Origin of the sequence: Psychrobacter sp. UBA6291, assembly GCF_002439405.1 — a bacterium.
Classification (GTDB): domain Bacteria; phylum Pseudomonadota; class Gammaproteobacteria; order Pseudomonadales; family Moraxellaceae; genus Psychrobacter; species Psychrobacter faecalis.
Genome location: NZ_DJUD01000009.1, coordinates 1 through 7,060 on the forward strand (window position 1 = coordinate 1; position 7,060 = coordinate 7,060).

At 39.4% G+C, this 7,060-nt stretch carries 5 protein-coding genes and 1 pseudogene; 5 read left to right on the plus strand and 1 reads right to left on the minus strand.

Going from position 1 to position 7,060, the window contains the following annotated elements; all coding sequences use genetic code 11:
• Position 1: 1 nt before the first annotated feature.
• On the minus strand, positions 2-802 hold the full coding sequence (locus B3R91_RS00775) for a DUF4139 domain-containing protein (RefSeq protein WP_286795864.1): 801 nt from the start codon (positions 800-802) through the stop codon (positions 2-4).
• 180 nt (positions 803-982) lie between these two features.
• Here B3R91_RS00775 and lgt point away from each other — a divergent pair, with 180 nt between their 5' ends.
• From lgt to B3R91_RS00800, 5 genes and pseudogenes are all read left to right on the plus strand, one after another.
• Complete coding sequence (gene lgt / locus B3R91_RS00780; RefSeq protein WP_286795866.1) at positions 983-1,867, plus strand: prolipoprotein diacylglyceryl transferase; 885 nt, start codon at positions 983-985, stop codon at positions 1,865-1,867.
• A gap of 113 nt (positions 1,868-1,980) precedes the next feature.
• Positions 1,981-2,622 (plus strand): annotated as a pseudogene (gene thyA / locus B3R91_RS00785) (thymidylate synthase); the annotation flags it as partial.
• Positions 2,623-2,667: 45 nt separating this feature from the next.
• The gene (locus B3R91_RS00790; RefSeq protein ID WP_286795870.1) at positions 2,668-3,903 is read left to right on the plus strand and encodes a tyrosine-type recombinase/integrase; all 1,236 of its coding nucleotides are present in this window, start codon (positions 2,668-2,670) and stop codon (positions 3,901-3,903) included.
• Complete coding sequence (locus tag B3R91_RS00795; protein WP_286795871.1) at positions 3,900-6,353, plus strand: site-specific integrase; 2,454 nt, start codon at positions 3,900-3,902, stop codon at positions 6,351-6,353. The genes B3R91_RS00790 and B3R91_RS00795 overlap by 4 nt, the downstream gene beginning before the upstream one ends.
• On the plus strand, positions 6,353-7,051 hold the full coding sequence (locus B3R91_RS00800) for a hypothetical protein (protein WP_286795873.1): 699 nt from the start codon (positions 6,353-6,355) through the stop codon (positions 7,049-7,051). Before B3R91_RS00795 ends, B3R91_RS00800 begins: the two co-directional genes overlap by 1 nt.
• Positions 7,052-7,060 lie beyond the last annotated feature (9 nt).

The following is a 7,060-nucleotide window of genomic DNA, read 5'->3' on the forward strand; positions in this document are numbered from 1 at the left end:
CTTATCCCGAACTGGGGTTACTTAAAATAACGGGCACGTTGTTCCAATTTTCACCGGTTTGTTGAGCGATGATGGCGGAGGCGGTAATATTCAGCTGCTTGCTGTCGGTATTTAAGCGCGCTTGATAGGTCGGCTCCCAACTGGCGCCGCGCACCTGATAATGCAGTTTAACGGTGCTTGGCGTGCGACTGGCGGTGCGAATACTAACTTGGGTCACGCTATTCTGTTTTGAGGTCGTACTGCCCGCCAGCAGCTGATTGAGCGCATCTTTTGCTTGTGCCTCGCGCTGCTGTAACTCGATAATTCTTTTATTAATATTGGCCGCTTGTGTCTCTAAATCGCGGGCGTTATTGGCCAATGTGCCAGCCGTATTAATTTGCGTGACCTTGGTCAAATTTTGCAGATAGGCTTTGGTTAAGCGTGCTGCTTCTAATTCAGCGCTGATATCGGCAAGAGTGTTTTTCTGGACTTGTACTTTGCTATCGCCTTGATATTGGCCATATTGACATTGCACCGCTTGCTCAGCGCTCAAGGTTTCGATACTGACTTCACCGACATTAACATTACCTAGTGCTTGTACGCTAATGCTATCAGCGTCAATGTTCGGTGATAAACAAGAAAAGACCAGCGTTTGCTCGCCACTGCCATTGATTGGCAAGGTACGCGTGACGCTGGCTAAGCCTTGATAAATAGTAATATTTTCAATATTACTCAGCGCTGCTTGGGCATTAATAGGAACCCATAGCGTCAAACCTGAAGCCATGATGCCGAGCAAGGATAATGTTGGTAAAGGCAGCTGCATAAGGATTCCTTAGAAATTGAAGCACTTTTTTTCATCTTATCGGTTTTTGCTCCGATTTGCTATTGATTGCTTGCGCCATTCCCTTATCCATTTATTTATCGATAAACTTATCATAGTATTCCCAACGGATGAATTTTGCTATTATGGGCCACATTCCATTATCAATAATATGATGCCTTTATGATGATTCATCCTCAGTTCGACCCTGTAGCGCTGTCCTTGGGGCCAGTAGAAGTGCACTGGTATGGTTTAATGTACTTATTGGCCTTTGCCGCCGCTTATGGCCTTGCATGGTATCGCAGTAGCAAACGCGATGGCTGGACCACCGACATGGTGTCTGATTTGGTCTTTTTTGGTGCCCTTGGTGTCATTTTGGGCGGCCGTATCGGCTATGTATTGTTTTATCAATTTGGAGAATTGCTACAAAATCCTGCGTATCTGTTTAGGGTATGGGAAGGCGGCATGTCGTTTCACGGCGGCATGATTGGCGTCTTATTAGGCATGTTATATTTTGCCCGTAAATATAAAAAGACCCCTTTTCAGGTGCTCGATTTTATTATTCCCTGTGTACCAACAGGTCTGCTGTTTGGGCGTATCGGCAATTATATCAATGGCGAGCTATGGGGCCGCGTCTCAGACGGTGGCTATAATTGGCTGACTTACTTTCCGCAAGCCGCGGCATTTGATGCGCAGCAATTACAAACCAATCCTGAATTACAATCGTTAATGCTTGAGGTCAATGGCCAGTATTTATTGCCGCGTCATCCATCGCAGCTCTACGAAGCGCTTGCAGAAGGTCTGCTGCTATTTATCTTTTTATGGTGGTATTCCTCAAAACCGCGTCCCCGTATGGCAGTCTCGGCTATCTTTTTATTAGGTTACGGTCTTAGCCGCTTTATTATCGAGTTTTTCCGTCAGCCCGATGCCGACCAAGGCTTTATTTTACTCGGCTGGATGACTAAAGGCCAAATATTAAGCGCGCCAATGATTATTATTGGTCTAATCATGCTGATTTATGCCTATAAACGCGGCATCTATGATTGGGGAAAACAAGCAGCTTATTAGTCCAATTTACAGCCAATCCAGCTTACAACCAACTTCCCTATCAAAAGTTATATTTAGCATTATTTTAAGAAATAATTTAAAGAAACGTTTTAACAGCGTAAAAGAGCAATTTTATGACCAGTAATTATCATAACAGTAAAAATGAGCAAGCCTATTTAGACTTGCTACAACACGTCCTTTCTCATGGCAGCGAAAAAGGCGATCGTACTGGCACTGGTACACTAAGCCACTTTGGTGCGCAGCTACGTTTTGACTTAGCCGATGGATTTCCCTTACTAACCACCAAAAAAGTCCATTTTAAATCGATCGTTTATGAGCTATTTTGGTTTTTAAGCGGTAGCACCCACGTTGATTATCTACAACAAAATAACGTGCGTATTTGGAACGAATGGGCGACCGCTGACCAAACCGCGCGCTTTAATCGTCCTGCTGGCGACTTGGGTCCCATTTATGGTCATCAATGGCGCAATTATGGCGCCACCAAGCGTGAAGACGGCAGTTATGACAACGATGGCGTCGATCAAATCACTGAGGTGATTGAACAAATAAAGACCAATCCCAACTCGCGCCGCTTAATCGTCTCTGGCTGGAATCCAAAGGAAGCGGATCAAGTTGCGCTGCCGCCTTGCCATACCTTATTTCAGTTCTTTGTCGCGGACAATAAACTGTCCTGCCAGCTTTATCAGCGCTCAGCGGATTTATTCCTATTATACCCCCATAACAATAATGCACAATACGGAGTAATAAATCATATATAATGCAATACATAATTTAGTCTATGTATTGAGATAGTGATTATTATGGATGTTAAAGTTTGTTTTGATACAAAGTTAGATTTATCTAAGTCTTGTTTACTCAATGAGATTCCAAACTTATCATTGAACAAAACCGTAACAGTGAATGGTATTGGAGTATTTGATGATGATGGCAAGATCCTTCCTCTTGTTTCTGAGTATTTGTCGTATCGAACCAAACATCAAATAATATCTTATAAATCAGCAGTTACTTATGGTAGAAACCTAAGCTACTTCTTAAGTTATATTCGTAGTCGTCCAGATTATGATGACAGTGAATCTGATGAAGTATTTATTACAGTTCCAAAATACGTAATTCAAGAATACCTGACATTTTTAATTCGTGAAGATCATAAGAACTCATCTACTGTTAGAAGTAGAGATGAGACAATACATGCCTTCATCGAATACCTTTGTAGCCCTACAGAAGACCGTGATAAGCTTAGACAAGATAACCCATACAGCGATGGCTTGCTATCAAAACCACCAAAGCGCACACCCATTAGCTCTTGCACACTTGATGAGCTTTTTATATTGATTGAATTTACTGATTCAGAACGAGAAAGAGCTTTACTCCAGTTTTTATACGACTCTGGCTTACGTCGTTCAGAACTACCTAGAGTTACTCTTCAAGACTTTAAAGATATTACTAGCCTTAATTCTGAAAAATATATTTCCCGCGATACTGACCTGCCTATTCATCCCGACTATGTATCTTTGAAAGTTAAAGGAAGTAAGGGCCGTGGTAATCAAATTAAGCCACGCTGGACTTTTCTTAGCTTAGTAACTATCAAACGTGTGGAAAAATACCACGCATCTCCCTTATATAAAAAATACGCTCGTAAATATTCAAAGCCATCTGAAACACCAGCGTTCCTTAATGCTGAAGGCACTCCTTACACCCCAAATTCAATCAGTAAGCTACTTGAACGTATAAGTAAACGCGCAATCAAACACGGTCGACTCAATCGAATGATTTCTCCCCACAAGCTACGGCATGGCAACGCTTATTCAATACTACAGTCAAAGGATTTAGGGTCTAACTATGTAGATCGGCTTGCTATTGTGCAAAAATGCTTAGGCCACAACCATCTTTATACTACACAGACATATACTAGTATTCCTCAAGATATCTACAAGAGCATGTGTGACAAGAATGGTGATACATTAACCAAAGCTGAGAAAATGAAGCGCTTATCTGAACAGACGCAGTTAAGAATTGGCATTAAGGACATCAAATGAAAAACATTGGAATAACCATTGATGAGATTCATGAGGATTTTCCTGAGCCAGGAACTTTAGGTACAGACTTTAAAGAATTTGAAGAAAAACAACCGATTAATGTCGCCGAAGCGGCTGTCATAGAATGGGTACTGAAAACAACTGCGGATACAGAAGCGTTATGGGAAATACCAATTAGCACGGCTAAAAACCCTTTAGGCTTTGGGGTGTCTATCAAATATATACAAAATGCAGTAGGAATCTCATATCTTGCTGCATCTGAAAACAGAGAGCTTACATCTCCTATAATTGAGAAAATGATTGAAGAAGAAATTTTGGTAACTCTAGATGAAAAAAGCCAGGCTACTGGCCTCGAAAACCGAAGAAAACTTCTGAATTGGTATAGAAAGTTATCTGAAAAAGAAAAGCGTGAATTGCCTATTTTTGGCAATAAGATCTGTCTTAGTCGAATGTCTTCACAACAATTACCTATAAAACAATATACTTTAAAGTTCAACGCTGTTAGAAGTGCTTTTGACTTAATCCATCATGATCTAGAAAAACTTGGGATCATTGATCCAAATTATAAAAGTGTTGTTGAGCGAACAAGCGAAGCGAATGTCAATAGAAAAAATTCCAGTGAAAGTCAGATAGACCGTTTTAATAGACTTGCATCAAGAGAATTAAATGCTACTAATGATTTTTTTATTCCTTCAAAGTTAGAACCTTTCATTCAGGTTGAGCAACTATTTGCTTCATACTGTAAGACTGTCGCCTCAGAATCAGGCAAGAGTAACTATAGAGCTGCGAGCACGTCGTTTATCAAGTTCTTATCAGATCTGCATGGAACTGTACCCTTAAATATCTTAATAGTTTTTGACCCGCATCTCCTGTCTAGATATCGGAAGTACTTGGAACAAAAGATAATAAAAGAAGAAATCTCAAGCCATTACGCAAATACAAACCTAAGTGCCGTACGTAAGGCTTTATATAGATTAAAACAAGTGTCCGATATAGACTACATTTTTTTTGATGTGGAGGGTTTTTCTGTAAGCAGAGAAACAGATATTAAAAAGCCGTTTACAATGAATGAGCGGCTTCAAATATTAGATGCTATTGAAAAAGGTATAGGAGAATCTAGAGCAACTCTAACTCCTTACAAAAAAAGTGGAGTCGGAAAAAACCCTCTGGATAAGAAAGGAAGTCGAATATACGGGCTTTCAACACTGGACAATGCAAGATGGCTTTTTGAAAACTGCTTAAAATGTAAGCCAGTCCATCATAATACAGCTAAATCAACTATCGAGAAGTCTTTCTTGGCAATTATTGCCGATTCAGATAAAGGGTTGATAGAGGTATACAACGAATGGGGCGTCCCCCCAATGATAAATATAGACGTACTCACCCCTTACCTTTTAAGGCTTGCCCAAATTACAGGACTAAATGCAGACTCCTTACTTTCACTTAATATTGATGATTACGTAGACTCTCATCCAGCAACATCACGACCTTGCCTTAGATATTGGAAAGAGCGATCTGATGGTCATAAAGAGTACCACCTTGATCTTTTTAATGCAGAACTGACATGGCTTACATCATCTCAAGCTAAGTCGATAAAAGTTATTTTTGAAGAGTTGGACCAGTTAACTGGTAGTTTTCGACAAGATATTGAAGATGATGCTTTTAAAGATAGGTTGTTCATCTATCAGTCGAATAGTACAAAAAAGCACGGCAAAGTATCTCCACTATTAGGAAACAAAGGAAAAAATCAAAAAGCATTGGGAACTAGTTTATCTAGGTTCGTTAATAAATATAATTTAAAAAATGATGCAGGAGACCCCCTAACTCTTACAATAAGTCGGTTCAGACCAACATTTGTTAGTGAGATGCTTAGAAATGGCGTAACTGTACGTGAAATTCAGCTCATGTTGGGCCACTCCTCACTCCAAACAACTCTCGGTTATATAGATTCTCTAGATTTTAACTCCATGAGTAGAATGAAGATAAATGATGAATTAGAAGAGATACATCAATCGACTCTGGATAAAGAAGTTGAGAAAGTGCCAAAAGATATAGAGCCCAAAAAAAATGATGAGTTGGTAACAACCTTTCATACTCCTCTAGCTGAATGCAGAAATATTTTTGACCCGCCAGATTTTGTAAAAAATCTTTCATCCTACATACCTGGTACTCCATGCTCACAATATAATAAATGTTTGGGTTGTGACAATGTCATTATTACAGCTAAAAACCTTCCTGAAATTTTTGCAATGAAGCGCGACTATACGCTTTTGAAAGAGCACTCCCGTGTCATGGATACACCCTATGGACATGTTATTTCAGAGAATTTAGAGCTGATAAAAGGCATCACAGAACCAGAACTATCTAATTTTTCCTTAGAAGAATTAGAAAATGGGCGGCGTTTAGCAGAATACATTGAAACGACCACACTAGTTGATGGAGTAATCTAATGGACTATGAAAAAAAGCTGAATGTATTAACAGGTTTTGCAGAACATCGTTTATATGTTTTAGATGCTCTAGACCATGCTACAGTTCAAAAGAAGAGACACCTTCAAAATAATTACACAGATGACATAGAGTATGTAACGTACCTTATGGACAAACCTGTATCGAAATTATCAAAGTTTTCTGACGACTTTTGGAACTTTAATGACGACTATCCTAATGCTGCACGAAATGTTCAGGGCGCGAAGCTCCGCATTAGTTTTTCAAAGCATACAGATATCCCAATATTCGTTTTAATAGAAATCAAAGTTATATTGGAGTTGGCCCTGCTAAACAATTCGATTTTCAAGCCTCAGGGAAAAGAGGGGAAAAGTCGAACAAAAAAAGTCTTAAAAGCAAACTCTTTAATTACAATTTTTGAAAATGGATTAACGTTTATTAATGAAATATTTAAACAGGCATCTCATGAGTTAGGCCATGAGTTTGTTCAGGAAAAAATCAGAACACTCTCCGATATAACACCCGAACTGTATTCCAAAGCTGCTGAAAACTACGATCGTGTAAAAAATATAGAGCTAGATAAATTTTTCAAATATCTACGCAGTCCAGCGTCGGTTCAGTATGTATTTGAAAAACCTATCGCTTATGTAGAGTTAAATAGCCTGAAATGGAAGAAACTTGCTAATACTAGGGCGTGTTGAACATTGGGT